The organism is Pseudomonas sp. Leaf58 (genome assembly GCF_003627215.1).
In the GTDB taxonomy this organism is placed as follows: domain Bacteria; phylum Pseudomonadota; class Gammaproteobacteria; order Pseudomonadales; family Pseudomonadaceae; genus Aquipseudomonas.
Genome location: NZ_CP032677.1, coordinates 4056885 through 4081544, shown reverse-complemented (window position 1 = coordinate 4081544; position 24660 = coordinate 4056885). Strand labels below are relative to the sequence as shown.

General features: G+C 60.6%; 24 protein-coding genes, 2 tRNA genes and 2 pseudogenes. 13 read left to right on the top strand and 15 right to left on the bottom strand.

Annotation, left to right across the window (positions count from 1 at the left end):
• The first annotated feature begins 50 nt into the window (after positions 1-50).
• A tRNA-Lys gene (locus DV532_RS18975) sits at positions 51-126 on the top strand.
• 65 nt (positions 127-191) lie between these two features.
• Here the strand turns inward: DV532_RS18975 and DV532_RS18970 are convergent.
• From DV532_RS18970 to DV532_RS18960, 4 genes and pseudogenes are all read right to left on the bottom strand, one after another.
• The gene (locus tag DV532_RS18970) at positions 192-1151 is read right to left on the bottom strand and encodes a cation diffusion facilitator family transporter (RefSeq protein ID WP_056804512.1); all 960 of its coding nucleotides are present in this window, start codon (positions 1149-1151) and stop codon (positions 192-194) included.
• A gap of 89 nt (positions 1152-1240) precedes the next feature.
• A complete protein-coding gene (locus DV532_RS31245) occupies positions 1241-1996 on the bottom strand; it encodes a methyl-accepting chemotaxis protein (protein ID WP_372340004.1) in 756 nt (251 codons plus the stop codon).
• A 102-nt stretch (positions 1997-2098) separates the two neighbouring features.
• Positions 2099-3085: pseudogene (locus DV532_RS31240) on the bottom strand (HAMP domain-containing protein); the annotation flags it as partial.
• Positions 3086-3370: 285 nt separating this feature from the next.
• A complete protein-coding gene (locus DV532_RS18960; protein ID WP_056804518.1) occupies positions 3371-4723 on the bottom strand; it encodes an APC family permease in 1353 nt (450 codons plus the stop codon).
• Positions 4724-5166: 443 nt separating this feature from the next.
• On the opposite strand from DV532_RS18960, the gene DV532_RS18955 reads away from it, so the two are divergent.
• Positions 5167-6675, top strand: coding sequence for a YdgA family protein (locus DV532_RS18955; RefSeq protein ID WP_056804522.1), 1509 nt, complete (start codon positions 5167-5169; stop codon positions 6673-6675).
• Positions 6676-6909: 234 nt separating this feature from the next.
• Positions 6910-7968, top strand: a complete 1059-nt coding sequence (nadA, locus tag DV532_RS18950) for a quinolinate synthase NadA (protein ID WP_056804524.1) — start codon at positions 6910-6912, stop codon at positions 7966-7968.
• A gap of 108 nt (positions 7969-8076) precedes the next feature.
• Here the strand turns inward: nadA and DV532_RS18945 are convergent, their stop codons facing one another.
• The gene (locus tag DV532_RS18945; protein ID WP_056804527.1) at positions 8077-9513 is read right to left on the bottom strand and encodes a M48 family metalloprotease; all 1437 of its coding nucleotides are present in this window, start codon (positions 9511-9513) and stop codon (positions 8077-8079) included.
• Positions 9514-9634: 121 nt separating this feature from the next.
• On the opposite strand from DV532_RS18945, the gene DV532_RS18940 reads away from it, so the two are divergent.
• Positions 9635-9874, top strand: a complete 240-nt coding sequence (locus tag DV532_RS18940) for a sulfurtransferase TusA family protein (protein ID WP_056804530.1) — start codon at positions 9635-9637, stop codon at positions 9872-9874.
• A gap of 20 nt (positions 9875-9894) precedes the next feature.
• The gene (locus DV532_RS18935) at positions 9895-10965 is read left to right on the top strand and encodes an AI-2E family transporter (protein ID WP_056804533.1); all 1071 of its coding nucleotides are present in this window, start codon (positions 9895-9897) and stop codon (positions 10963-10965) included.
• Positions 10966-10998: 33 nt separating this feature from the next.
• On the opposite strand, the gene DV532_RS18930 is transcribed toward DV532_RS18935, so the two are convergent.
• Together DV532_RS18930 and DV532_RS18925 are read right to left on the bottom strand one after the other, a co-directional pair.
• Entirely contained in the window at positions 10999-11472 is a 474-nt protein-coding gene (locus tag DV532_RS18930; RefSeq protein WP_056804535.1) for a peroxiredoxin, read from the bottom strand.
• Between the two features lie 11 nt (positions 11473-11483).
• Positions 11484-12044, bottom strand: coding sequence for a glycine cleavage system protein R (locus DV532_RS18925; protein WP_023536329.1), 561 nt, complete (start codon positions 12042-12044; stop codon positions 11484-11486).
• 259 nt (positions 12045-12303) lie between these two features.
• Between DV532_RS18925 and dapA the strand changes: the two genes are divergently transcribed.
• The 5 genes from dapA to DV532_RS18900 all read left to right on the top strand — a co-directional run bounded on the left by dapA (position 12304) and on the right by DV532_RS18900 (position 16008).
• Positions 12304-13191: a 4-hydroxy-tetrahydrodipicolinate synthase gene (dapA, locus tag DV532_RS18920; protein ID WP_056804539.1), complete on the top strand. Its 888-nt coding sequence runs from the start codon at positions 12304-12306 to the stop codon at positions 13189-13191.
• Between the two features lie 15 nt (positions 13192-13206).
• Positions 13207-14328 (top strand): outer membrane protein assembly factor BamC, encoded by a 1122-nt coding sequence (gene bamC, locus DV532_RS18915; protein ID WP_056804542.1) that lies wholly within the window; start codon positions 13207-13209, stop codon positions 14326-14328.
• Entirely contained in the window at positions 14329-15087 is a 759-nt protein-coding gene (locus DV532_RS18910; RefSeq protein ID WP_056804545.1) for an MBL fold metallo-hydrolase, read from the top strand. It begins immediately after the preceding gene.
• A 29-nt stretch (positions 15088-15116) separates the two neighbouring features.
• Positions 15117-15827 (top strand): phosphoribosylaminoimidazolesuccinocarboxamide synthase, encoded by a 711-nt coding sequence (gene purC, locus DV532_RS18905; protein ID WP_011535129.1) that lies wholly within the window; start codon positions 15117-15119, stop codon positions 15825-15827.
• Between the two features lie 91 nt (positions 15828-15918).
• A tRNA-Ser gene (locus tag DV532_RS18900) sits at positions 15919-16008 on the top strand.
• A 194-nt stretch (positions 16009-16202) separates the two neighbouring features.
• Here the strand turns inward: DV532_RS18900 and DV532_RS18895 are convergent.
• The 8 genes from DV532_RS18895 to DV532_RS18850 form a co-directional block, all read right to left on the bottom strand.
• Positions 16203-17618 carry a TIR domain-containing protein gene (locus tag DV532_RS18895; RefSeq protein ID WP_056805391.1) on the bottom strand — a complete coding sequence of 472 codons (1416 nt, stop codon included), beginning with the start codon at positions 17616-17618 and terminating at the stop codon, positions 16203-16205.
• A gap of 68 nt (positions 17619-17686) precedes the next feature.
• Positions 17687-18931: an Arm DNA-binding domain-containing protein gene (locus DV532_RS18890; protein ID WP_056804548.1), complete on the bottom strand. Its 1245-nt coding sequence runs from the start codon at positions 18929-18931 to the stop codon at positions 17687-17689.
• Complete coding sequence (locus DV532_RS18885; protein ID WP_056804551.1) at positions 18928-19179, bottom strand: hypothetical protein; 252 nt, start codon at positions 19177-19179, stop codon at positions 18928-18930. Before DV532_RS18885 ends, DV532_RS18890 begins: the two co-directional genes overlap by 4 nt.
• Before the next feature lie 220 nt (positions 19180-19399).
• A complete protein-coding gene (locus DV532_RS18875; protein WP_056804555.1) occupies positions 19400-19909 on the bottom strand; it encodes a hypothetical protein in 510 nt (169 codons plus the stop codon).
• A gap of 374 nt (positions 19910-20283) precedes the next feature.
• Positions 20284-20484 carry a hypothetical protein gene (locus tag DV532_RS18865; RefSeq protein ID WP_056804558.1) on the bottom strand — a complete coding sequence of 67 codons (201 nt, stop codon included), beginning with the start codon at positions 20482-20484 and terminating at the stop codon, positions 20284-20286.
• Entirely contained in the window at positions 20481-22124 is a 1644-nt protein-coding gene (locus tag DV532_RS18860; protein WP_056804561.1) for a DNA cytosine methyltransferase, read from the bottom strand. Before DV532_RS18860 ends, DV532_RS18865 begins: the two co-directional genes overlap by 4 nt.
• A gap of 32 nt (positions 22125-22156) precedes the next feature.
• On the bottom strand, positions 22157-22411 hold the full coding sequence (locus DV532_RS18855) for an AAA family ATPase (RefSeq protein WP_082477121.1): 255 nt from the start codon (positions 22409-22411) through the stop codon (positions 22157-22159).
• Positions 22408-22902, bottom strand: coding sequence for a hypothetical protein (locus DV532_RS18850; RefSeq protein WP_056805394.1), 495 nt, complete (start codon positions 22900-22902; stop codon positions 22408-22410). The genes DV532_RS18855 and DV532_RS18850 overlap by 4 nt, the downstream gene beginning before the upstream one ends.
• Between DV532_RS18850 and DV532_RS18845 the strand changes: the two are divergent.
• The 3 genes and pseudogenes from DV532_RS18845 to DV532_RS18835 all read left to right on the top strand — a co-directional run.
• A pseudogene (locus DV532_RS18845) lies at positions 22882-23133 on the top strand (phage portal protein); the annotation flags it as partial. The gene DV532_RS18850 and the pseudogene DV532_RS18845 overlap by 21 nt on opposite strands.
• Positions 23130-24287, top strand: a complete 1158-nt coding sequence (locus DV532_RS18840; RefSeq protein ID WP_056804567.1) for a head maturation protease, ClpP-related — start codon at positions 23130-23132, stop codon at positions 24285-24287. The pseudogene DV532_RS18845 and the gene DV532_RS18840, both read left to right, overlap by 4 nt.
• Positions 24284-24631, top strand: a complete 348-nt coding sequence (locus DV532_RS18835; RefSeq protein ID WP_056804571.1) for a head decoration protein — start codon at positions 24284-24286, stop codon at positions 24629-24631. Before DV532_RS18840 ends, DV532_RS18835 begins: the two co-directional genes overlap by 4 nt.
• Positions 24632-24660 lie beyond the last annotated feature (29 nt).

The window sequence follows — 24660 nt, the reverse complement described above, 5'->3', positions numbered from 1 at the left end:
ATGGGGTGTTGATTTCCCGTTAGAAATCAGTATTATACGCGCCATCAATCGGGTCGTTAGCTCAGTTGGTAGAGCAGTTGGCTTTTAACCAATTGGTCGTAGGTTCGAATCCTACACGACCCACCATACGCAGTACGTCAAAGCCCGCGTCCAGAAATGGCCGCGGGCTTTTTCGTTTTCGCGTCTCTTGCTTACTCAGCCCATTCGGGGTCGCCAGTGAACACCACCGTCAGCCAACGGTCCGGCCCTTCACCGCCCACCGCATCACCAATCTCGTTGCGCCACGCATCCCATTCCTCGATGGTCTTCGCGGCCATTGCCTTCGGCACGATGAAGTACAGTTCGATCTCCCGCGAGCGCCCAACCTTGGCCACATAGGCGCGGTACGACTGCAATCCATGGCGTGCAACGAAGGCCTTGGCCACTTCATCCACATGCAGCTTGAGGTCGCCCGGCGTTACCAAGAAAATCTCCGAAAGCGCCTGACGCACCACCGACATCGGCAACGGCACGATCACCAGGCACACCAGCGCCAGCACCGCCGGGTCAATGTATGGCGACACCCACTCCAGCGATGTGCCCTGCACGGCATAGCCAAAGCAGAAGGCGATCAGCAGTGCAGCGGTGATGCTGGCTGACATTACCCAGCCCTTGACGTCCATGCGCACGAAGTCCGACTTCAGCTTGTGGTTGGCGCGGGCTTCGACCATGGCGATGGTCACGCAGGCGATCACCGTCACCAGCGCGTAGACCATGGCAATACCGAACTCCAGGTGGCGGCCGCCTTGCAGCAGGCTGCTGACAGCGTTGATTAGCGCATAGATGGCCACGCCGCTGAGCAGAATGCCATTGAGTGCCAGCACCATCGGTTCCAGGTGCCAAAAGCCCATGGTGAAGCGCTCGCGCAGCTTGCGCGACATTTGCACGCTGGTGGTGTGCGAAGTGATTAGCTTGACCACCACCAGCGACAGCCCGCTCATGCTGGCATCGACCAGCGAGTACACACCGTCGAACACGATGGAGAACGAGCCAGAGGCAAGGCCGAAGGCAATACCGATGATGGCGATGAACAGGGTGACGGCGATCGAGGTGCGTAGCAGGCCCTGTTCGCTGGTGATGTCGAAGAAGGTGGATCTGTTTGGGTTTTGCATAAATTGTGCTCAGAAATAACAATGATGCGGTGCCTGTGAGGGCTTCTTCGCGTGTTTGCCCGCGAAGAAGGCGCATTGGCCTTCACAGGCTAGACGCGAAACTGCGCCATCAGCGCCTGCTGCTGGTTGGCCAGCCGGTTCAAGGCCTGGCTGATCCGCGCCGATTCATCTGCCTGGCCCGCCAGCGATTCGGTCACGTCGCGAATGCCTGCCACGTTGCGGTTCACTTCCTCGGCCACAGCGCTCTGCTCTTCGGCTGCCGAGGCAATTTGCAGGTTCATGTCGCTAATCACTGCCACCGCCTCGCCGATGCGCTGCAGCGCCGGTAGCGCCTGCTCCATGCGCGCGGCGCTGTCCTCGGCCTGGCGCTGGCCTTCGTGCATGGCGCCCACTACATCTTGGGTGCCTTGCTGCAAGCCTTCGATGACCTGGCGGATTTCCTCCACTGATAGCTGGGTGCGCTGGGCCAGGCCGCGCACTTCATCGGCCACCACGGCAAAACCACGCCCAGCTTCGCCCGCGCGGGCGGCCTCGATGGCGGCATTCAGCGCCAGCAGGTTGGTTTGCTCGGCAATCGTGCGGATCACCTCCAGCACCGAGCCGATCTGCCCGCTGCGGCCCTCCAGTGCGCGCGCTTCGTCCATGGCGGTGTTCATGCCGGCAGCCAGGCGGTCGATGCCCTGGCGGGTGCTGTCGATCAGCTGTAGGCCTTCGCGGCTGGCCTGGTCGGCAGCACGTGCGGCCTGCGCTGCCTGTGAGGCGTTGTGGGCGACATCCAGCGCCGTGGCGCTCATTTCGTTGGCTGCCGTGGCCACCTGCTCGATTTCACGGTGTTGCTGCTGCATGCCATTGCTGGTCTGGCTGGCGATGGCAGCCGACTGGTCGGCGGTGCCGCGGGCCTCTTGCAGCGAGCCTTTGACCTGAGCGATGACCGGCTGCAGTTTGTCGAGGAAGCGGTTGAACCAGCCGGTGAGCTGGCCCAGTTCGTCCTGGCGGGCGTAGTCCAGGCGACGGGTCAGGTCGCCTTCGCCGCTGGCAATGTCTTCCAGGCGCGCGGCCACGGCCAGTATTGGCCGGGTAACGCCGCGTGCGGTCAGCCATACCAGCAGCAAGCCGACCACCGCAGCGCCCAGGCCGATCAGCAGGCTGCTGAGGTTAGCGCTTTGGTTGTGTGCGTCCAGGCGCTGATTGAGGGCCACGGCAGGTGCTTGCAGCACGCGTTCCGGCAGTTCCAGCAACACCTGCCATGGGGCGGCGTCAGGGATTGGCGTGAAAGGGTGAGCCACGCGCAGCAGGCCGTCCGCTATCGCGTTGTCCATGGGTTGGCCGAGCGTGCTGGCGTCGCGGCTGTTGCCGGCCAGCAGGCCAGCGGCGCTGGCGATACTCACCTGGCCCTGGCCTTCGAACAGCTCTCGGCGGCCGTCCAGGCTCAGTTGCTGCAGGTTGGCCAGGCCGATGTCCAGGCCGACCACGCCGACCACCTTGCCGTGCTCTAGCAACGGCAGGGCGATGCTGGTCATCAGCACTTGGCGGCCATTCACCTCGTCGAGGTAGGGCTCGAGCATGCAGGTTTTGCCGGTGTCCTGCGGGCAGGTCAGCCAGCGGTTCTTGGCCGCGCCGTTGCTGCCGGGGCTGGCATCGCTCAGCATTGCTTCCGGCATGGCTTCAAACTCAAGTGTGCCGGGGCGGGGTTGGGACCAGTACAGCGAGAAACGCCCGCTTTCATTGCTGCCCGCGGCATCCTGGCCGAGGTACTGGCTGTCCTGGCCCAGGGCGTTGGGCTGGAACACCAGGTACAGGCCGATAACATCCGGGTTGCCGGCCAGGCTGGCACGCGCCTGGCGGGTCAGCTCGGCGCGCAGGTCGCTGCCGCCACGGGCCTTTAGCACCTGTACCAGGCGGGCAAAGCCGTTGCCGTACTGGTAGGCATCCATGAAGTAACGCTGGATGCGCAGGGCCTGGGTTTCGGCGTGGGCCTGCAGGCGCTGGCGGGCGCTGCTGTCGAGCATGGCGGTGTTGGCTTGGTTGACCAGGGCAGCGCTGCGCTGCGCTTGGGTCAGCGAGGTAACCACCAACAGGGCGACGATGGCCAGCAGGCACAAGCCGGTGAGCAGGGTGATCTTCCACTGGATGGAGAGGCGACGCAGCGGCATGAGGGCTTTCCTTTTCGATCAAATACAACGCCCGCGATCAGGCGCGGGCGTTGTTGGCAGCGTAGGTCATTCAGCAACGTAGTTGGGCGGTGCCGCCCGGAATGCTTTGGTCAGCCAGCCCAGGTAAACCAGCCCGAGCGCAGCCCAGATGCCACCAAACATCAGCGAATGTGCGTTCAGGTCCAGCCACAGTGAGACGATGATGCAGAAACCGATGGTAGGCAGCACCAGGTACTTCAGCTGGTTAGCCAGGCCTTTGCGGTTGCCTTCACGCAGGTAGCAGTGGTTGATCACCGCCAGGTTGACGAAGCTGAACGCGACCAGCGCGCCGAAGTTGATGATTGAGGTAGCGGTAACCAGGTCGAAGAAGATCGCCGACAGTGAAATAACGCCCACCACGGCAATGTTCAGCACGGGTGTCTTGTAGCGCGAATGCAGGCGGGCGAAGACGCTGGCCGGGATCACGTTGTCGCGGCCCATCACATACAGCAGGCGCGACACGCTGGTTTGCGAGGCCAGGCCCGAGGCGATGGTGTTGATCACTGTGCAGGCGATGAAAATCGACTGGAACAGCTTGCCACCGACATACAGGGCGATTTCCGGCAGGGCCGCTTCCTGGTCGTGGAAGCGTGCCATGGTCGGGAAGTACGCCTGGATGAAGTACGACACGGTGATGAACACCACGCCGCCGATCAGTGCGGTGAGGAAGATCGCCCGGGGGATGGTTTTAGCCGGGTCGCGGGTTTCCTCGGACAAGCAAGTGACCGCATCGAAGCCCAGGAATGAGAAGCACAAGATGGTCGCACCGGCGGCCAGGGCGCTGAATTGGGTCTGGCTGTCGGCGAACGGCAACAGGCTCCAGGCGGTGCCCAGCCCTTCACCGTGGTCCAGGCCGCGCACGCACAGGTAAATGAACACGGCGATGATCGCCACCTGCACGGCCACGAACAGCAAGTTGAAGTGCGCCACCAGGTTTACGCTGCGCATGTTGATCAGGCTGATCAACGTGACGAAGCCAGCCACCCACATCCACTCCGGAACTTCCGGGAACATCGCCGACAGGTAAAGCTTGGCTAGCAGCGCATTGACCATTGGCAGTAGCAGGTAGTCCAGCAGTGACGACCAGCCGACCAGAAAGCCCACATGCGGGTTGATCGCGCGTTGGGTGTAGGTGTAGGCCGAGCCCGACTGCGGGAAGCGTTTGACCAGCGTGCCGTAGCTCACGGCGGTGAACAGGATGCCGGTCAGCGCCAGGAGGTAGGCGCTAGGTACGTGGCCGGCGGTAATCCCAGACACAATACCGAAGGTGTCGAACACGGTCATTGGCGTCAGGTAGGCCAAGCCGATGATGATCACATGCCAGAGGCGCAGAGTTTTGCGCAGTTGGCCGTTGCCAGAAACGCTGTGGTCATGCTGCATGCTGGCATGGCTCCTGCGGTTGGGCGTAAATGGCGGGCACGGTGTATGGCGCATGCGGCAAGCGCGAGCGGGAAGGCTCCATGTTATTCACCTTTTATGTTGGAGCGGCGGGGGCGCGAGGGCGCGCAAAGTGATGAAAATAAAAAACGATAGGTAGGTGGGTGTCAAGTTAAACATGACAAGATGTTACTAAATTGAAATATTTATCGATTTAAGTGGGGTTTTGTTCGGTTTGCGCTCGGTTTTTTGCGGTTTTGATCAATTTAAGTGTTCGTAAAAATTAACGAATAACCGTTGTTTTGTGACGCGCTGTCAGGCGCTTCCGAAAAACCGGTTTTCTCGACCTGGGCCGGCACCAGCCTTCGGTGGCGGTGGTACTCTTGGCGCTCTGCGTGGCCTTTGGCCGCCTTCGAAGCCCTTACGGACAGCAATCGGTTCTATTCATGAAGAAATCAGTTGGCATCCTTTCCGGCCTGGCTGTCGCCATCGCCGTCGCAACCACCGCTGGTGCCTGGTACACCGGCCAGCAGCTGCCGGCGCAGCTGGACAACGCCCTGGCCCGCAGCAACGCCGAACTCAACAAGGCCTTGCTGAGCACAGGTGGCAGCATGAGTATCGAGCGGGTGTCGCTGGAGCAGCATTTCTTCAGCAGTACTGCCCAGTACCGGCTCAAGGCCCGCGACATCAACCTGGGCGAAGGCGAGGTGGTGAATTTCGACGTGGGTGTGACCGACCATATCGAGCATGGCCCGTTCCCGTGGTCGCGGGTAAAGGCTCTGAAGCTGATGCCAGTGATGGCGGTTAGCAACAGCGCCTTGCAGAAGGACGACTTTACGGCGGCGTGGTTCGCCGCTGCGGGCGACCAGGCCCCGGTCAGCGCCCAGACCAGCCTGGGTTACGACGGCAACGTGCTCAGCCAGATCCAGTTGGCACCGGTCAAGCTTGACGAAGCGGATGGCAACAGCCTCGACTTCTCGGGCATGCAGTTGCACGTCAGCGCTGACCAGGACGGCAAAGCGTCGAAATTCGAAGGCCAGGCCGAGCGTTTCCTGATGAGGCTGGTGCGCGACGACCAACCGCCTGCCACCTTTGAGCTCAAAGGCCTGAAGGTCGGCGGCCAGCTGGCGGCCACCGCACACCAGGCCATCTATGTGGGCAAAGTCGACCTGGCGCTGGCAGAAACCAAGGTTACCTTGGGGCCCAAGCAGCAGGTGCTGCTGGTCAAGGGCCTTGAGCAGAACGCCATGCAAACCCTCGAAGGCCCAGATACCGTTGGCGGCCGCGTTGCGTACAAGGTTGGCGATATCAGCTGGGATGGTCGCGCGGTGGGCAAGGCTCAGATGGCCGTGAGCATCACCTCGGTCAACGCGCCGGCGCTACAGGCGCTGTCGACGTGGTACCAGGCGCACCTGCCGGAATTCGAGGCCGCAGCTGCCGCCGGCCAGCCGGTGCCGGAAATCCAGATGGACGATGCGCAGAAGGCCAGGTTCCAGGGCGACTTGCAAAAACTGCTGGCGGCCAAGCCCACGGTGGCGGTGGAAAACCTGTCGTTCAAAACCGCCAATGGTGAAAGCCGCTTCGACCTGTCGATGCACTTCGCCGCCCCGACCAGCTTCGACCTGCCGCCAGACCAGCTGAGCAAGCAACTGATCACCGAGGTGAAGAGCAAGCTGTCACTGTCGAAGCCGATGATCGGTGACTTGGCAACCTTGCAGGCGCTACTGGATGGCCAGACCGACGCCCAGGCCATTGCCATGCAGTCGAGCCAGGCAGGGGAAATGGTGGGCATGATGGCGCTGCAAAGCGGTATGGCCACTGTGCAGGGCAGCGATGTGGTGAGCAGCCTGCACTATGCCGACGGCATGGTCGACTTCAATGGCAGGAAGATGACCGTGGAAGAGTTCGCCATGCTCATGGCCGCACACCTGGCGGCGCTGTCGCCGCAGGGTTGATCGCTTCTCCTGTGCTGGCCTTTTCGCGGGCGCGCCCGCGAAAAGGCCAGCACAGGCAACGCAAAAACCACTTTAGTAATCGCTGGATTGTCTGTAGCCTTCGGCCTCCGATAATAATCCGCGCCCGCAGAGGGCTGTGGCGGTCTGCGAGCCGTCCGGCACCCTTAGCCGATCTGTCAGGGCCGGGTGATACACTCGATTTGACGCGCCCACGCGCCTGCAGGTCCAGCGATCATGACCCAAATTTCCGAACGCCTGTTGGTTCAGGCCCACCTCGACGCCAAGCAGCCCAACCCGCTGACAGCCGAGCAGGAGGCCGAATACCGTGCGGCCATTGCTGCCGAGCTCAAGGCCCAGAACGCCGTGCTGGTTGCCCACTATTACTGCGACCCGGTCATTCAGGCGCTCGCCGAAGAAACCGGCGGGTGCGTGTCCGACTCGCTGGAAATGGCCCGCTTCGGCAAGAACCACCCAGCCGAAACCGTGATCGTTGCCGGTGTGCGCTTCATGGGCGAGACAGCAAAAATCCTCACCCCAGAAAAGCGCGTGTTGATGCCGACGCTGGAGGCCACGTGCTCGCTCGACCTGGGCTGCCCGGTTGAAGAGTTCTCGGCCTTCTGCGACCAGCACCCCGAGCGTACCGTGGTGGTTTATGCCAACACCTCCGCTGCCGTTAAGGCCCGGGCCGACTGGGTGGTGACTTCCAGCTGCGCGCTGGAAATCGTCGAAAGCCTGATGGATAACGGCGAAACCATCATCTGGGGCCCGGACCAGCACCTGGGCCGCTACATCCAGAAGCAAACCGGTGCCGATATGCTGCTGTGGGACGGTGCCTGCATCGTTCACGAAGAGTTCAAGTCGCGCCAGTTGGCCGACATGAAGGCGCTGTACCCGGATGCTGCGATTTTGGTGCATCCCGAGTCGCCGGAAGCGGTGATCGAGCTGGCCGACGCGGTGGGCTCTACCAGCCAGCTGATCAAGGCTGCGCAGACCCTGCCGAACAAGACCTTCATCGTCGCCACTGACCGCGGCATCTTCTACAAGATGCAGCAGCTGTGCCCGGACAAGGTGTTCGTCGAAGCCCCCACCGCCGGTAACGGCGCGGCGTGCCGCAGTTGCGCGCACTGCCCGTGGATGGCGATGAATACCCTTGAGCGGGTGTTGCATTGCCTGCGTAATGGCGGCGATGAAATCTTCGTGGACCCGGCGCTGGTGCCCAAGGCAATCAAGCCGTTGAACCGAATGTTGGACTTTACCCAGGCGGCGCGCCTGAAGCTGTCCGGTAACGCCTGACGCCATACCGCGTCGCGTTCTTCGCGGGCACGCCCGCTGCCACAGGTATCGCACCGCTTGCAACAGCGGTGGGGAACCTGTGGCAGCGGGCGTGCCCGCGAATGGCCCTCAACGCCCCATCATTTCCCTAACCATGCGCTGCTGCTCCATGATCTCTCGTTGGCGCTGGTCAATCTGCGCCGCCAGCGGGAAGTTGCCACCCGCCCGACGCTTGGCGTAATCCAGCTGTTGGATCGCCTGGTCAAAATCGCCCACCAGTGTGAAGAATTCTGCTCGTGCCCGGTGCAAGCCAATGGTATTGCCCGACAAACCGCGGACTTCGGCCATGTCGTACCACACGTCCGGGTCATCCGGCCGGCTTTTCACCAGCTCGTTCAACACCTTCTCCGCCTCGGCGGGCTTGTTCTGCTTCACCAGCAAATCGGCACGCACCTGCTTCAGCGGGTAATTACCTGGGTACAGCCCCTGCATGCGCTCGGCCCGCTGTTGCGCGTCAGCCAGGCGGTTGTTGGTGATGTCCAGGTCGATCTGCGCCAGGTTGTAGGTGATGTCGTTGGGTGCTTTGGCCAGCAGCGGCTTGAGCAACTCGCGCGCCTCGTTGAGCTGGCCACCCTTGATTTGCGCCAGGGCCAGGCCGTAGCGGGCGGCGTCCAGCTTGGGGTCTTCGTCGAGCTGGGCGCGGAAGCGCTTGGCTGCCAGCCCTGGGGTGCCTTCATAAGTCAGTGCCACTCGGGCGCGGATCAGCTGGTAGCGCATGCTGTCTTCGACGCCACCCTTGGGCGCCTGGTCAGCGCGGTTGCGGGTGTCGGCGATACGTGATTCGGTTACCGGGTGGGTCAGCAGGAATTCCGGCGGCTTGGCGTCATAACGATACTGCCGCGCCAAGCGCTCGAACATGGTCGGCATGTTGCGCGGGTCGTAGCCGGCCTTTTCCAGGTTCTGGATACCGATGCGGTCGGCTTCCTGTTCGTTCTGCCGCGAAAAGCGCCGTTGTTCCTGGATTGCCGCCGCCTGGGTGCCGGCGATCAAGCCAATCCCCGCATCGCCGCCACCCCCGGCTGCCAGCACGATACCGGCCAGCAGCGCCGCCATCATCGGCAACTGCATGCGCTGTTGAGCCTCGACGCCACGGGCGAAGTGGCGTTGCGACAAGTGCGCCAGTTCGTGGGCCAGTACCGAGGCGTATTCGCCTTCGGTCTGCGCGTTGAGGAACAGCCCGCCGTTGACCCCGACGATGCCGCCTGGGGCGGCAAAGGCGTTGAGCTCGCGGCTGTCGATCAGGATGAATTCCAGGCGACGGTCCTGCAGCTGGCTGGTCTCAGCCAGGCGGTACACGCTGGTTTCGACGTAGTCCTTCAGCTGCGGGTCGTTAAGCTGGTTGACCTGGCCGCGCAGCAGGCTCAGCCAGGCGCGCCCGAGCTGGTGCTCCTGTTGCGGCGAAACGATCGCGGAACTGGCGTCACCCAGTGAGGGCAGGTCGTCAGCATGGCCGGGAAGGGCCAACAGGCAGGCCAGCGTCAGCAGGGTAGGGCGCAGTAGATTCATGCATGAAGCTCGCGTCGGTCAAAGATACCTACTGTAGCGGGCTCACACGTTGGCGACCAGTGGCGCTATCCTAGCCGACCCCATCAAGACGCAGCCCGGCAATGCCTTTGGAGAGCCCGTAATGAGTGACACCCTGACCTGTGACGCCGAACTGGACACCAGCGGGCTGAATTGCCCTTTGCCGCTGCTCAAGGCGAAGATGGAACTCAACCGCCTGGCCAGCGGCGCAGTGCTCAAGGTAATTGCCACTGATGCAGGTTCGCAGCGCGATTTCCGCACTTTCGCCCAGTTATCCGGTCATACCCTGCTGCAAGAAACGGCTGAGGCCGGCACCTACACTTACTGGCTGCGCAAGGCCTGAGTATTTTCCAAGGATCGTCAATGTTCAAAGTGCTTCGCGACTGGATGCAGCGCTACTTCTCGGATGAGGAAGCGGTGGTGCTGGCGGTCCTGTTGTTCCTGGCTTTTACTGCGGTGCTCACCCTGGGTGGCATGCTCGCGCCGGTGCTGGCGGGCATGGTGCTGGCGTTTTTGATGCAGGGGCTGGTCAACGCCCTGGAGCGCGTGCGGGTACCAACCCGGTTGGCGGTAATGCTGGTGTTCGCCTTGTTCATCGGCGCGCTGGCGGTGTTCATGCTGGTGTTGGTACCGCTGCTGTGGCATCAGTTGATCACCCTGTTCAATGAGCTGCCGGGGATGCTCGGCAAGTGGCAATCGCTGTTGTTGCTGTTGCCCGAGCGCTACCCGCACCTGGTGTCGGATGAGCAAGTGCTGCACGCCATCGAATCGGTACGTGGCGAAATCGGCAAGTTCGGCCAGTGGGCACTGACCTTCTCGCTATCGAGCCTGCCGCTGCTGGTCAACGCCATGATCTACCTGGTGCTGGTGCCGATCCTGGTGTTCTTCTTCCTCAAGGACCGCGAACTGATCGGCCGTTGGGTCAGCGGCTACCTACCGCGCCAGCGCACCCTGCTGAACCGGGTGGGCAGCGAGATGAACCGGCAGATCGCCAACTACATTCGTGGCAAGGGTATCGAGATTCTGATCTGCGGCATTGCCACCTACATCGCGTTCATCAGCCTGGGGCTCAACTACGCCGCGTTGCTGGCGCTGCTGGTGGGGCTGTCGGTGGTGGTGCCGTACGTGGGGGCGGTGGTGGTGACCGTGCCGGTGACGTTGATCGCATTGTTCCAGTGGGGCTGGGGTGACCAGTTCATCTACCTGATGACGGTGTACGCGATCATCCAGGCGCTGGACGGCAACGTGCTGGTGCCGCTGTTGTTCTCCGAGGCGGTGAGCCTGCACCCGGTGGCGATCATCTGCGCGGTATTGCTGTTTGGCGGGCTGTGGGGGTTCTGGGGGATCTTCTTCGCCATCCCGCTGGCGACCTTGATCAAGGCTGTGCTGGATGCCTGGCCCAGGCAGGAGCCTAGCGTTTCGCCACTGCTTTGAAGTAACTGGGGCTGCAAAGCAGCCCCAGCGATCTCAAGCCTTGTTCAGGGCCTGAGCGGCCGCCAATACGGCATCCACATGCCCCGGCACCTTCACCCCGCGCCATTCCTGGCGCAGCACACCGTCCCTGTCGATCAGGAAGGTGCTGCGGTCGACGCCCAGGTATTCCTTGCCATACAGCTTCTTCAGCTTGATCACGTCGAACAGCTGGCACAACGCCTCGTCCTTGTCGCTGATCAGCTCGAACGGAAAACCTTGCTTGGCCTTGAAGTTCTCGTGCGACTTGATGCCATCGCGCGACACACCGAACACCACGGTATTGGCTGCGGCAAAGGCATCGTGCTGGTCACGGAAACCCTGGCCTTCGGTGGTGCAGCCCGGGGTGCTGTCCTTCGGGTAGAAGTACACCACCACTTGCTGGCCCTTGAGGCCGGCCAGGCTGACGGTTTGCCCGCTGGTGGCCTGGGCCTGGAAGTCGGCAACCGGTTGGTCGAGTGCTACAGCCATGGTTGGTATCCTTACACTGGGTTCTGTGGGCGCCATGGCTCGATCAGCGCGTCAAGGTTGAGGGCATCGGCAAAGTCCAGGAACTGGTCACGTAGCCAGCTGATCTGGGTGCCGGCCGGCAGGATCACGGTGAACTGCGCATTGAGCATGCTGCTGCCGGTTTGCGGCGCCAGGTAGGTGTCGCAGGTCATGGCTTCGAGCTCGACGCGGTGGTCGAGGAAGAACTGGCACAGTTCGTTGATGATATCCGGGCGGTAGGCGGCGCTGACGTAGGCCACGTAGGGCAGGGCCTGCGGGCGCACTTCCTGATCGGCGCTGCGCACCACGTCCAGGGTCAGGCCGTGCTTCTTGCCCAGGCCCGGCAGCATGGCTTCGAGGCGTGCCAGGGCATCCCAGCTGCCGCCCACCTGCAATACCAGGGCGCTGGTCTCGCCGTGACGGCTCAGGCGCGAGGTGACCACCGCGCAGCGGTTTTCGAAGGCGGCGCGGCTGAGTACGTTGGCCAGCTCCATGGGGTTAGGGCCCAAGGCACTGATGACAAGGAATTGTTCGCGGACTGTGGGGGTGGACATGCAGCATTCCTAAAGCGATGAGCGGTCGGTACAGGACGGGCGAAAGCCTCCAGTCGGCAGGGCCCGGGGCTCGCATGCGAGGTCGTGGACGCTGGCGGGGAGCAAGGTCGACGGCCCGGCGGGCCGCGCTGCACCGATCAAAGCATCAAGGGTAGCGAAATTGGGCGCGAAGGGGAATGCTCCGCCCGCCTGCTTCGCTTGTGCAAGGCCGATGCCCCCAGTACCATTACCGCTCTCTTTTTCCGGCAGGAGCAGTTACATGATTGCGGGCAGTATGGTGGCATTGGTCACTCCCATGGATGCACAAGGGCGTCTGGACTGGGACAGCCTCGACAAACTTGTAGACTTCCACCTGGAAAACGGCACCCATGCGATCGTCGCTGTCGGCACCACTGGTGAGTCGGCGACGTTGGATGTCGAAGAACATATCCTGGTCATCAAGCACGTGGTCGAGCGCGTCAAGCGCAGCAACCGCCACGTCCCGGTCATCGCCGGCACCGGTGCCAACTCCACTGCCGAAGCGGTGCACCTGACGCAGAACGCCAAGAGCGCTGGTGCCGACGCCTGCTTGCTGGTGGTGCCGTACTACAACAAGCCGACGCAAGAAGGCCTGTACCAGCACTTCAAGCACATTGCCGAAGCCGTCGATATCCCGCAGATCCTCTACAACGTACCGGGCCGCACCTCCTGCGATATGCAGGCCGATACCGTGATCCGCCTGTCGAAGGTCAAGAACATCATCGGTATCAAGGAAGCCACCGGCGATCTGGTACGCGCCAAGGCCATCATCGATGGCGTCGACAGCGACTTCATCGTCCTGTCCGGCGACGACCCGACTGCCGTCGAGCTGATTCTGATGGGTGGCAAGGGCAATATTTCCGTCACCGCCAACGTCGCCCCGCGCGAAATGGCCGACCTTTGCGAGGCTGCCCTCGAGGGCAACGCCGAGAAGGCCCGCGCAATCAACGAAAAACTCATGCCGCTGCACAAAGACCTGTTCTGCGAGTCCAACCCGATCCCGGTGAAATGGGCACTCGTCGAAATGGGCCTGATGCACAAAGGCATTCGCCTGCCGCTGACCTGGCTTAGCGAAGGCTGCCACGAAAAAGTCCGTACTGCCTTGCGCCAGTCCGGCGTACTGGTTTAAGAGGAAGTACACCGCATGAAGCGACTGGCTGGTCTTTCCGCCCTTGCCCTGATCATCTCCAGCACCAGTGGGTGTGGCTGGCTGTGGGGCGAGGATGGCTATTTCCGCGACCGCGGCAGCGACTACCTGCAGGCGCACCCGACCGCGCCAATGCAGCTGCCGACGGACGCCAGCAATGTCAAGCGCCTGGACCCGCTATTGCCGATCCCGCGTAACGTCGCCGACGACAACGCCACTGGCGAGTTCGAGGTGCCGCGGCCGCAACCGTTGACCGGTGGCGCCGCGCAGGTTACCGACTACAGCCTGCAGCGCAGCGGCAGCAGCCGCTGGGTACTGGCCCAGCACTCGCCTGCCGAAGTGTGGCCGGTGGCTCGCCAGTTCTTCGAGGACAACGGCTTCCGTATCGCCGAAGAGCGCCCGCAGACCGGTGAGTTCAACACCACCTGGCAGCGTTTCGACGAGCTGTCGGCGTCCCTTGGCCAGCGCCTGGCCAGCACCGCCAGCAGCGCGGACAGCGAAGTGCGGGTGCGGGTGCGCATGGAGCCTGGCGTGCAGCGCAACACCTCCGAGGTGTACGTGGTCAGCGTCGAGCGCCCGGCCGGCAGCACCGCCGAGCCCGATTTCCCGTCCACCTCCAGCAACACCGGCGCCGATGCGCTGCTGGTCGACGAAATGCTGGCCAGCATGAACCGCAGCGCCGAGAAGGGCGGTTCGGTGTCGCTGCTGGCCGCGCGCGATTTCGACGCACCAAGCCGCGTCAGCCTGAGCGAAGACGGCAGCGGTAACCCGGTGCTGTACCTGGGTGCCGACCTGGACCGTGCCTGGTCTAGCGTAGGCCGCGCCCTGGAACAGGGTGGCGAGTGGCGCGTCGAGGACATCAACCGCAGCCTGGGCCTGTACTACATCAACCTGTCGGAAAAGCCTGAAGACAAGCAGAACGAGCCTGGCTTCTTTGGCCGTATGTTCGGTAGCGAGCCGACCAAGGAAGAACGTGAAGCCCGTGCCGAGCGTTATCAGGTACGCCTGAGCAAGGTGGGTGAGAGCGTGCAGGTCACGGTCGAGAAAAACATCAACACCGTGGCCCCGGCCGATGTCGCCCGCCGCGTGCTGAGCGCCATTCAGGACCACCTGGGCTAAGTGCGCTTCGCGGTACTTGGAAGCGGCAGCCAGGGAAACGGCACGCTAATCGCCAGTGGTGACACGTTCATCCTGGTCGATTGCGGGTTTTCCCTGCGCGAGACCGAGCGGCGCCTGGCGCTGCTCGGTGTGTCGGCGGCCCAGCTCAGTGCGGTATTGGTCACCCACGAACATGCCGACCACGTGCATGGGGTGGGCTTGCTGTCACGGCGCTACAATGTACCGGTCTACCTCAGCCAAGGGACCTTGCGCGGCATGCGCAAGCCGGTGGAGGTGGCCGGTTTTCTTGCCTGTGGCGAAAGCCTGGCTATCGGCAACCTGCAAGTGACCGCGGCGCGGGTCGAGCACGACGCCTACGAACCGCTGCAATACGTGGTCAGCGACGGCCAGCGGCGCTTCGGCATGCTCACCGACCTAGGCTCGTACGACACGCTGCTGCTGCAACGTTACCAGGGCCTGGATGCATTGCTGATCGAGGCCAACCACTGCCGCGACCTGCTGGCACGCGGTCACTACCCGGCTTTTTTGAAGCGGCGGGTAGGTGGCATGCAGGGGCATTTGAACAATCACCAGGCCGCGCGCCTGGTGCACGAGTTGGGCTGGAGCAACCTGCAACACCTGGTGCTGGCCCACCTCAGTAGCAAGAACAACCTGCCACACTTGGCCCGCCAGTGCTTCGTCGACACCCTTGGGTGCGACCCGGACTGGCTCCAGGTGGCGAATCAAGAACACGGGCTCGACTGGCGCGAAATCGCCTAGCCCAACACCTCAGCAAGCGGAGCCCAATCATGGAAAAACGCGACGAACTCTACCGCGGCAAGGCCAAATCGGTTTACAAGACCGATGACGCTGACCGCTTGATCCTGCTGTTCCGTAACGACACTTCGGCGTTCGACGGCAAGCGCATCGAACAGCTCGACCGTAAAGGCATGGTGAACAACAAGTTCAACGCCTTCATCATGCAGAAACTGGAAGAAGCCGGCGTGCCGACCCAGTTCGACAAGCTGCTGGGCGACAACGAGTGCCTGGTGAAGAAGCTGGACATGATCCCGGTCGAGTGCGTGGTCCGTAACTACGCCGCCGGCAGCCTGGTCAAACGCCTGGGCGTGGAGGAAGGCATCAAGCTGGAGCCATCCACCTTCGAGCTGTTCCTGAAGAACGACGAAAAGGGCGACCCCTTCATCAACGAATCCCACGTTGTTGCGTTCGGCTGGGGCACCGCCGAGCAACTGGTGGAAATGAAAAAGCTGTCGCTGAAAGTCAACGAAGTGCTGAGCAAGCTGTTCGATGACGCCGGCCTGCTGTTGGTCGACTTCAAACTGGAGTTCGGTGTATTCCACGGCCAGATCGTGCTGGGCGACGAGTTCAGCCCGGACGGCTGCCGCCTGTGGGACAAAGAAACCCGCAAGAAGATGGACAAGGACCGCTTCCGCCAGGGCCTGGGCGACGTGATCGAAGCCTACGAAGAAGTTGCCAAGCGCCTGGGCGTGCCGCTGTAAGCGGCGCGTTCACGCAAGCGCCTGATACCACGCGATTTTTTTGAAAAAAAGATTTGCGTTTTAAAAGAACGCTGGTATGATGCGCGGCATTGGAGAGATGCCGGAGTGGTCGAACGGGACGGATTCGAAATCCGTTGTACTGGCAACAGTACCTAGGGTTCAAATCCCTATCTCTCCGCCATACGCGAAGTAGCCGAAGCCCCCGAAAACGTTGATGTTTTCGGGGGCTTCGTCGTTTAAGTGGTATGAGTTAGGGAATTTTTAGGGCAGAATTTCCAGTCAGCAGCCCGCTCTAGGCCGCACGAGTCCATCAGTGATAGCTTGCTCGGCTCCTATGCCTCCCGCTTGAGGAGAGGCATATTCTCGGCAGATGCCCTACGGAAGGGTTTCCAGTTCGTCTAGGTTCATCAAGCGTTTCCAGTCCATGCCAAACCCGCTAAAACCGTAATACCGATTTCCATTTTGATTGGCCGTTGCGGCGAACGCCTCTAGCTCAGCTTTTCCTTTGATATTGAGAATTGCTTTTAACCTCACAAAATATGCTGAAGAGGCAGAGCGGGCAAACATTTCAAATGGCCCTGGGTAATGCCCCAAATAAACGAGCGTTTTGGGCCACCAGAATCCTGCATGTATCTGGCTTCTGAGAAATAGAAGAAAATCTGTCTGCATCAAGCTAGAGAAGTCTAAGCCACTAGTGTTATTCATCTCCTTAGTGATATCTGCACTAAGTGACGATCTCCTCATCTCTTTTCGTTTATTTAGATTCTCGATAATTCCAGAGTTGTCATAAAAACAGTCGTAACCTGCTAAGTATGATGATCTCGACTGTATGTAGTAGTGCTTGTCCAGTAAGATCGATGCAGCTAGATATTTATTGTTTTTTATGCATAATCCAATCGTGTATATAAATATCTCTTGGATGATGAATCTATAGTTGTCAGAATCTGACTGCTGCCTGTTTCTTCCGTCTTCTGGTGGTTCGTGATACTTGAGCAAGGACTCAAGAAATTGATGCAGTTGGTCGGCGCACTGCTCCTCGTCGAAATAGCGGATGGCATGCGTTATGACTTGTAAGAGTTCATTGCGTGAGGTCGCAAACTCTTTTATGTTATTTACTACCTGCTCGTCGAACGGTATGTCCGGCTTTCGCTCTATTCTGATTCTCTCTAAATTTTCACTGTATAGTGATAAGTATTCGTTAAAAGTAGCAGTCGCATTGCCCTTTCCTTCACGAATTGAGGTTGTTGCTCTCTTTGCTAAACTTGACGTTCCGAGACTTATAATAACTTCGTTCGTCAGGAATTCCGGTTTCTTGCCTAGCTTCGGCTTGGTGTGTTGTGGCTGGTTGTAGATGCATCGAATTAGTTCGTCGAATCCGTTGCTATATGCTTCCGGATCGCTGAGGTCGATATATAGGCGTGAGTGGTAAAATGTCGGAGTGTAAGCGCGCCCTTCATCATCTTTTTCTGCAATTACAGCGATAAATCTTTCTTGGTTGACCTGTTCGTAAACTTTCTTTGAGATAATTTGTGTTTCTGTGCCCACTCCACCTTGGCGACCATCAGCTTTTTCTGAATATACCTTGTCGCAGATCAGTAGAACTTTATCGATAGTTGAGTCGGTTACCATGGATTCCATAAAGGCAACAGCGTCCTGTCCCGGCCTTAGGTCCCACTTGTCCAGTATGACTTCTATTCCCGATTCCATTAGGCTTTCGCCTAAATCAAGCACCCACCGTTCGTGTGTGGGGCTGGACCAGCTATACGAAATGAATATTTTTGGTGTTTTCAACCACTGTTCCCTCAAATGATGTGCTGATCGTGTTGGCGGTTCCAGCTTAGATAACAGACTTGTTCCGTTCAAGAGGGTAGGCAGTCGAAACCCATCATTGTGGAAACCATCTCAGCCATGCTTTTGGCGTCAGTCGCTATCCAGCGACCGTAGTGTTTACGTACCATGGTCGTGTCACTGTGGCCGAGTTGGCGAGCAACCCACTCTATCGGGACATAGCTCGAAAGTGCCTGGCTCGCGAAGGTATGGCGCGCCTGGTTGGCGCCTCGGTGGCGGATACCTGCTCGTTCTAAGTGACTGGTAAACCAGTTGCTCAGGGTTTTGCCGCTCCACAGAAGACCGCTGGTTGAGCTGCGAAATAGGAAGCGAACTCGCTCGTGTTTCTTAGTGATGTTGTCGCGTTGCACGACAGTGATTTGCATCGGCTCTGCATCTGAGGTGTCTGCCATGATTTGATTCATTAATGCTAAGGCCGGGGTAATCAGCTCAACGGTGCGGATACGTGACCGTTCCTTTGGAACCTTGAACTCGCCTGAAACCAGTGCTCGTCGCACTGTGACAGTGCCGGCGACTAGGTCCACATCTTCTCGTGCTACAGCGATTAACTCTGAGAGTGAAAGCCCAGTCCAGCAGTTGAATACGATCATCCGGGTGTCAGCTTCGCGGTCGGCATCGGCTTTAGCGATGCGATCGATTTCGCTCCGAGTAAAGGGGTCGGCAAACTCGCTATTTGAATCGCTTTGAATATTTTCAATGCGCTCCAATGGGTTTGTCTTGATTATTTCGTCGCTGAACGCATCACCCCAAACACCACGGACGACAGTGAAAATGTCATTTACTGTTTTGGGTTTTAGCCCAGATCTAAGCAACTCAGCTTGGAATAGTTCAAGCTCACTTTTTGGAATGGTGGCGATAATTCTGTCACCAAATTTTCTCTTGACATGTGCAGACTTGCTTTTGTAATTGATGAAGGTGCTAAGTGCTTTTTTTACTTTCATAACTTCCAGCCAGCGCACGATTCCTTCATTCACTGTACGTTGGTTGGGCTCGTTCTGCTTTTGCTGTCGTGCTCGTAACCAGGCCGACTCAGGAAAATGCGCCGCATAGTCGAAGCGATTTTCCTTAATTTCGGCAAGTATCGTCCTGCGTTTGTTGTCCGCATAGGCGATGGCGGCTTTATTGATCTTGGCGACGTTTCGCAGTGGCTCCCGGCGGCGTTCGCCTTCAAACATGAAGGCGATCCGCAGAAGGTTGCCATTGATGTCGACACCTTTCGGCAAGGCATCGACACCTAGTGGAAGCTTCGCACTCATGGACGGCCGGCCATCCAGTTTTCGATTTCAACGCGGTTGTAAACAATGACGTTGGCTGGATCAGTCCGCCATTGTTTCTCCTCCAGCCAGATCCCACGATCACGATACTTGCGAACGGCTTCGGTGCTCAGTCCGAAAATGGGGAAGAGAAGTTCTTTTCGTATCCAAGTGGACGGTGTTATCAGAAGTTGTACCGCTTCGCTTTTGTTAGCAGCTTCATGGATCGGTTTAATCTGCGGCTTGGCCATAAATGTATTCTCCAACTTACCGAATAGGGCGCAGGCGCTTGACCTGCTGGAGTTTTTTTGCGGCCACATTGGCCATATACGATTCCCACTCCACGCTTTTCTGCTGTTGCCGGATTTGGCTGCAGCGGGCATGGTTTCGGGTTGAGCGTGCTTTGCCGCAGATGTCGCACATCGCCGGAAGGTCGAGGCTATGGGAGGCAATCGCGGCCGCGTTCTCGCATCAGTCATGGCGCTGCTCCAGCTCGGCCAACCTCACCTGCAGTTTCTTAATCGCTGCGATCGATTCGACAGCCCCGCCTTGTTGCTCACCAGGTGTGATCCCCAGGGCTTCTGCGATGGCAGATAGGTCGAGGGCCATTGCGATCTGGATGCGGTTGCCTCGCTGAATGTCTTCACGCAAGGCAGCAACGCCTTGGTGGGGAGAGTTGATGAGGTCGGGCCTGCAGCCCTCCGCTTTGTCGAGGCTGCGGCAGGGCATTGCTCCGGCGCAGTGCGTGTCGGAGGGATGGGTGCTGCTCTCGGGCTTGCAGCCCTCGGCGTTTATCGGGCGGTGGCGCTGGCTCTCGCGTTCTTCGCCGTCCACCGAGCCTGCTTTGTAGCCGGCCAGGAACACCAGGTAATCGCCATGCGTGCGCATGTCGGCGAAGCCGGTGCTGTCCTTCTCTAGGTCGCGCTCGTCCAGACCGAGTGGATTGAGGCTGACGAATAGGTCTCGTGGATCGATACTCATGATTTGCGACCTCGCATGATGGTGAATCCCGCTGCCTGACGGATCTTGGAGCACTGGTCGTGATCGCCCTTTACGCGAGCTTTGCCGCATATATCGCAGATGAACGACATGGCTGGGCGAAACATCGGTTGCATGCCCTTGCGGGCGCGAGTGGTCGGGGTGTAGGTCGATGTGTCGATCACAGCGAATACCTCTCATGTGGTCGGCGAGCGTTCGGGCTAAAAGTCAGCTGCTCAGGGTTTGTGGCGCTGTTCGCAGTTGTTAGCGTGCCTTTCGCGGGGTGGATGGCAGTGCTGCGGCGATCCCGTTCCGCCAGTGCGGCGATTAGCGCCACGGCGAGCGCGAGGCTGATCAGTTGCCAGGTGCGTGTTGATTTACCCACGTTGGCATCCCTCGTTGAGCTGGCTGAGAACCTGTTTGCTGGCCAGCTCGAACAGTTCGGCGGCGGAAACCGGTGTGACGGACTGCTCGCAGTTGCGCACTGCGTCAAACCGAGTGCGGTACAGCCCGGCCTGGCCGAGCCAAGCGGCGGCGTGCTGCTCAACGTCAGATTTGTTTCGGTCGTGTGCGCTCATGCGGCCTCCCGTTGAGCCACGCTCAGGCCGACGGCAACCGGGCGTACCCAAATTGGCATGCTGCTCAGCACAAAGGTTTCGCCCTGGGCAACCAGCAGAAGGGTCGTGCCCATGACGTCGGCAACTGCCTCTGCCGCAGCTGGTGGGACGGCGTTACCGATGCGCTCGCGCCACGCTTGGTCGCTCAGGCCGTCCAACTCAAGCTGCTCCTCCGGTTCGACCAGGCTCTGTATGGCCGCCAGCTCGAAGGTGGTGAAGGGGCGATGCCATGTTCCGTCCAACGATTCGATCACGCATGCCAGGCGGTCATTGGCGTCGGGCAGGCGCGGGTCGGCCACGCTCCAGCGGCCGTTGTCGTGCATGGCACTGGCGGACACTGCGCCGGCCGGCCCGTCCCACGGCACAACGCCGTAGTGCCCGCCGGTGAGGTAAGCGTCACCTTTGGTGCGGCGCATGCCGGGGCGTGGGTCTTGCACCGCAAAGGCGCCCTGGCCGGTAGTGCTGCCGGCGATGACGGTTCCAGCTGGGCTGTTGTACGGCGTAACCTGGTACTTGCCGAATCCGGCGCCCGCTCGACGTGGATCGGCAACGCTGAACGTTCCCTGCCCGGGGCTCTTAACGCCGATGACGGCTCCACTGGAATCTCCCCAGCGGCGTACGCCGTACTGCTGATACTGCAGAGCCCCGGCCTTGGCGCGCGGATCTGCTACCGAGAACTTGCCATTGGTGGGGCCGCTGCGCGCAGCGACTGTGCCAGCTGCTTCTTGCCAGTCATGCACGCCCAGGAACCCGTCGCGGAACTGCGGAACGATGATTAGGTCGCGCAGATAGCCTTCCTCGATCGCCAAATCGTTCAGGCTGCGCCAGTCCTTACCGGCCTCGACAAGGGCAAGGCGTACCCACGTTTTCCACTGCAGCGATGGAACCCGGTGCATCGGGCCAGCTGCTTCGATGTCGCCGGCCAGTGGCATGCGGCCGAGAATGTCGCCAACCGCGCGAAGTGACTTCTGCTCAGGCTCGTACAGGAACGGCGGTACTTTTTCGACATGCCGCCCAACCAGCAGGAAGCGTTTTCGGCTCTGCGCAAGATTGCCGATGCGCCCGCAGTCGTGGGTGGTTTCGGCAACGGCGTAGCCAAAGCTGGAGAGCAGGCTGTTGATCTGGTCAAGCAAGTGTCGCCCACGGCTGGCGAGGCGAGGAACGTTCTCGAACACCAGCAGCGGAACCGGGTCGTCAGCCCATGCCTCACAGAACAGCCAGATGCAGCGTAGGGTCAGCTCGTTGAGAGCCTGGTAGCGCGGGGTTTGGCTCATTGTTTCCGACAGCAGCCCGCTCGCACCTTTGCACGGAGAGCTGATGAACACGGCGTCCGGTCGCTGGCCGCCAGCCGCCTTGCGAATGTCCTCCGGCGTGGCCTCGCGCCACCCAGGCGGCGGCTCTTTGCCGTGAAAGCGGATGTACTGGTCACGGGTGAACAGATCAATCAGCGTGCCTTTGACGCCTGAGAGGCGCTCGAAGTCGGCCAGTCCGGCGGGATCGACGTCGACCCCGCCAATGCACTGCCAGTCTGCCTGGAGGTTGCCCACGATAGGCTTGGAGCGATTGAAGCCCTTCGCGCCGCCGCCCAGGCCGCAGCACATGTGGAAGTGCTTAAGTACGTGTTTACGTAGGCTCACAGTCCGGCCTCCTGTCGTCCAACCAGCTGCATCGCCTGGTTGAAGGTCATTGCTCGGCCTTTGAAGTGCCAGGTCGGGTCGCACTCACTGCTCAGGACCAATGTATTGAGCAGCGGGGCGGGCTTACCTGGTGTCCAGTTATCAAGTACATCGCGCAGGCCGAGTGCTTTGGCGATGGCCTTGGCGTAAGTTGTTTTTCCGCAACCAGATGGGCCGTGAACAAGGCAGCTGCGTGGGCATTGGTTCGTCATGCCGCCACCTCCGCGCTTGCTGCACTGGCTGGGGTTTCGCGCAGTTGGGTGTGAATGCGTTTAGCCAGATCTCCCAGTCCCGCGGCATTCCGCGCTGCGCGTGATGCCTGCTGCGTCGCCTTCATTGCGGCAAGCGTCCGCTCGGTCAGGCTCAGGGTTTCGATGGCGTTGATCAGCAACTCGTAATCTGCCCTGGTAACCGCTAACCCGGTGTAGGACATGATCCGGGCCTCCAGCTCGCGGATGCTGTCTTTGAGGTGTGCGATAGCCGTGTGGTGCTTACGCTGGTCTGCTTCGGCTTGAACACGGGCTTCATTTAAGTCGTCCTGAAGGCCTTTGATCCGCAGTTTCAGATCAGCCTTCAGGCTCTGTTTGCCTGCGTCCAAGCCTTTGCTGAAGGCGCGCTGGCGGGCTTTCGCAAATAGGAAAGGCAGGATGGCCAGGGTGATCAGCCAGATAATGCCAACCAGCGTACCCGTTGGGTACCTCAGGGCTGGGCCTACATCCACCCGGTGCAGGATGTCCAGTCGCGCAGCATGGAGATCGCCGCGGGCTTCGCCTCGCGAAGCGAGGTGTGCCTGCGAAACGGTACGGACGCGGAGGTGGTCGACGAAGAGAACGCCGCCGATATCGCCCGGGCAAAGGCTCTGGGCCTCAACTACAGCAGCTTGCCGGCCATCGAGGACGACCCTGATGAGTCCGGCGACAAGGGGAAGAAATGAAAAAGCTGATGCCGTTTCGCATCTTTAACAAGGCGCCCTCGGTGCAGCAGGTTGAAGACCAGCACTGGTACAAGATCAGCGCGGCAAGTGAGGGGCAGGGCGATGCCAAGGTCGATGCCGCTCCCATCGAGATCTACATCTACGGTGAGATCGGGGGCTGGGGCATCACCGCGAACGAGTTCATTCAGGACCTGAAAGCGATCGATGACGGTGTTTCCCCGGTGGTGGTGGCGTTCAACACCATCGGCGGCGATCTGTTCGACGGCCTGGCCATTCACAACGCGCTGAATCGGCTGGGTGAGCGCTGTACCGCCCGTGTTGATGCTCTGGCGGCCAGCGCAGGGAGCGTCGCAGCGTGCGGCGCCCACCGCCTGGTGATGGCTTCCAATGCGATGCTGATGGTGCACAACCCGTGGACCTGGACCAGCGGTGATGCCGAGGACCTGCGCCGGGTGGCTGACGTCCTTGACCAGACCTTCGAGGCAATCATCGCGGCTTACAAAGCCAAGGCACCGGACATCGACGATGCCGAGCTGCGCCGTATGGTCAATGATGAAACCTGGTTGACTGCCCAGGAAGCCCTCGCGCTGGGCCTGGCTGACGACGTGGGTAACGGCGTCGAGGTCAAGGCGTGCCTTGGCCAGGGCGCGGCGATGCAGCGCTACCGTCAGACACCCAAGGCGCTGCTGGATCAGTTGGCCGACCAGCCGGAGGCAACGGGTGGTCAGCCGGCAACACCGCCGGAGCTGCCAGCCGCTGACCCAGGCGACTCTACTGCGCTGGCTTTGATGATCGCCCAGGACTGCGCCAAGGCGGGAATCAGTAATCTGGTCGAGCCGTTGATTGCCTCCACCAAACTGGCCGACAAGGCCACTGTGCAGGCTGCCTTGACGCGTGCGAAGGGTGTCCGTGATCTCTGCGTAGCCGCTCGGCTGCCAGAGCTAACCGTTGAATTTGTGCAGGCCGGCCTGGAGCCTGATGCGGTGCGGGCGCGGCTGTTCGAGAAGCTGGTCAGCTCCGGCAAGGGTTTTGAGATCGACAACAGCCTGCCGCCGGCCGATGACGAGCCAGAGAAGGTCAAGGCGCAGTTACCCAATCCATCCAGCATCTGGGCTGCCCGCCGGCAGGCCGCCAATAAAGGAGCACGACCATGAGTAACATCCGCCAGGAGCCGGTGCACGCCGGTGAGTTCCTGCTTTCCGAGGGAGCAGGAAAGATCTCCCGCGAAGCCATCAACGTCGCTGCTGGTCCTGGTCTGGTCGCTGGCCAAGTGCTTGGTCTGGTAACGGCCAGTGGCGAATTCACTGCCTACGACCCCGCTGCAGAAGACGGCAGCGAAAAAGCCGTGTGCATTCTCTATGCCTCCCTCGGCGAGTCCGAAACCGTTCGGCGTGGCCGCGCGGTGGTGCGGCTGGCCGAGGTCAGTGAGGCCCTGCTGACCGGCATCGACGCTGATGCGGAACAGGCATTAGCAGCGCATTTCATCATCCTGCGCTGACCCGACTCTCTTTCACCCCAACCCCGCCC

What these genes read in the sequence shown, in the direction of transcription:
- DV532_RS18970 (WP_056804512.1), bottom strand. Translation starts at nt 1,151, where the DNA reads ATGCAAAACCCAAACAGATCCACCTTCTTCGACATCACCAGCGAACAG.
- DV532_RS31245 (WP_372340004.1), bottom strand. Translation starts at nt 1,996, where the DNA reads ATGCAGCAGCAACACCGTGAAATCGAGCAGGTGGCCACGGCAGCCAAC.
- DV532_RS18960 (WP_056804518.1), bottom strand. Translation starts at nt 4,723, where the DNA reads ATGCAGCATGACCACAGCGTTTCTGGCAACGGCCAACTGCGCAAAACT.
- DV532_RS18955 (WP_056804522.1), top strand. Translation starts at nt 5,167, where the DNA reads ATGAAGAAATCAGTTGGCATCCTTTCCGGCCTGGCTGTCGCCATCGCC.
- nadA (WP_056804524.1), top strand. Translation starts at nt 6,910, where the DNA reads ATGACCCAAATTTCCGAACGCCTGTTGGTTCAGGCCCACCTCGACGCC.
- DV532_RS18945 (WP_056804527.1), bottom strand. Translation starts at nt 9,513, where the DNA reads ATGAATCTACTGCGCCCTACCCTGCTGACGCTGGCCTGCCTGTTGGCC.
- DV532_RS18940 (WP_056804530.1), top strand. Translation starts at nt 9,635, where the DNA reads ATGAGTGACACCCTGACCTGTGACGCCGAACTGGACACCAGCGGGCTG.
- DV532_RS18935 (WP_056804533.1), top strand. Translation starts at nt 9,895, where the DNA reads ATGTTCAAAGTGCTTCGCGACTGGATGCAGCGCTACTTCTCGGATGAG.
- DV532_RS18930 (WP_056804535.1), bottom strand. Translation starts at nt 11,472, where the DNA reads ATGGCTGTAGCACTCGACCAACCGGTTGCCGACTTCCAGGCCCAGGCC.
- DV532_RS18925 (WP_023536329.1), bottom strand. Translation starts at nt 12,044, where the DNA reads ATGTCCACCCCCACAGTCCGCGAACAATTCCTTGTCATCAGTGCCTTG.
- dapA (WP_056804539.1), top strand. Translation starts at nt 12,304, where the DNA reads ATGATTGCGGGCAGTATGGTGGCATTGGTCACTCCCATGGATGCACAA.
- bamC (WP_056804542.1), top strand. Translation starts at nt 13,207, where the DNA reads ATGAAGCGACTGGCTGGTCTTTCCGCCCTTGCCCTGATCATCTCCAGC.
- purC (WP_011535129.1), top strand. Translation starts at nt 15,117, where the DNA reads ATGGAAAAACGCGACGAACTCTACCGCGGCAAGGCCAAATCGGTTTAC.
- DV532_RS18890 (WP_056804548.1), bottom strand. Translation starts at nt 18,931, where the DNA reads ATGAGTGCGAAGCTTCCACTAGGTGTCGATGCCTTGCCGAAAGGTGTC.
- DV532_RS18885 (WP_056804551.1), bottom strand. Translation starts at nt 19,179, where the DNA reads ATGGCCAAGCCGCAGATTAAACCGATCCATGAAGCTGCTAACAAAAGC.
- DV532_RS18875 (WP_056804555.1), bottom strand. Translation starts at nt 19,909, where the DNA reads ATGAGTATCGATCCACGAGACCTATTCGTCAGCCTCAATCCACTCGGT.
- DV532_RS18865 (WP_056804558.1), bottom strand. Translation starts at nt 20,484, where the DNA reads ATGAGCGCACACGACCGAAACAAATCTGACGTTGAGCAGCACGCCGCC.
- DV532_RS18860 (WP_056804561.1), bottom strand. Translation starts at nt 22,124, where the DNA reads ATGTGCTGCGGCCTGGGCGGCGGCGCGAAGGGCTTCAATCGCTCCAAG.
- DV532_RS18855 (WP_082477121.1), bottom strand. Translation starts at nt 22,411, where the DNA reads ATGACGAACCAATGCCCACGCAGCTGCCTTGTTCACGGCCCATCTGGT.
- DV532_RS18840 (WP_056804567.1), top strand. Translation starts at nt 23,130, where the DNA reads ATGAAAAAGCTGATGCCGTTTCGCATCTTTAACAAGGCGCCCTCGGTG.
- DV532_RS18835 (WP_056804571.1), top strand. Translation starts at nt 24,284, where the DNA reads ATGAGTAACATCCGCCAGGAGCCGGTGCACGCCGGTGAGTTCCTGCTT.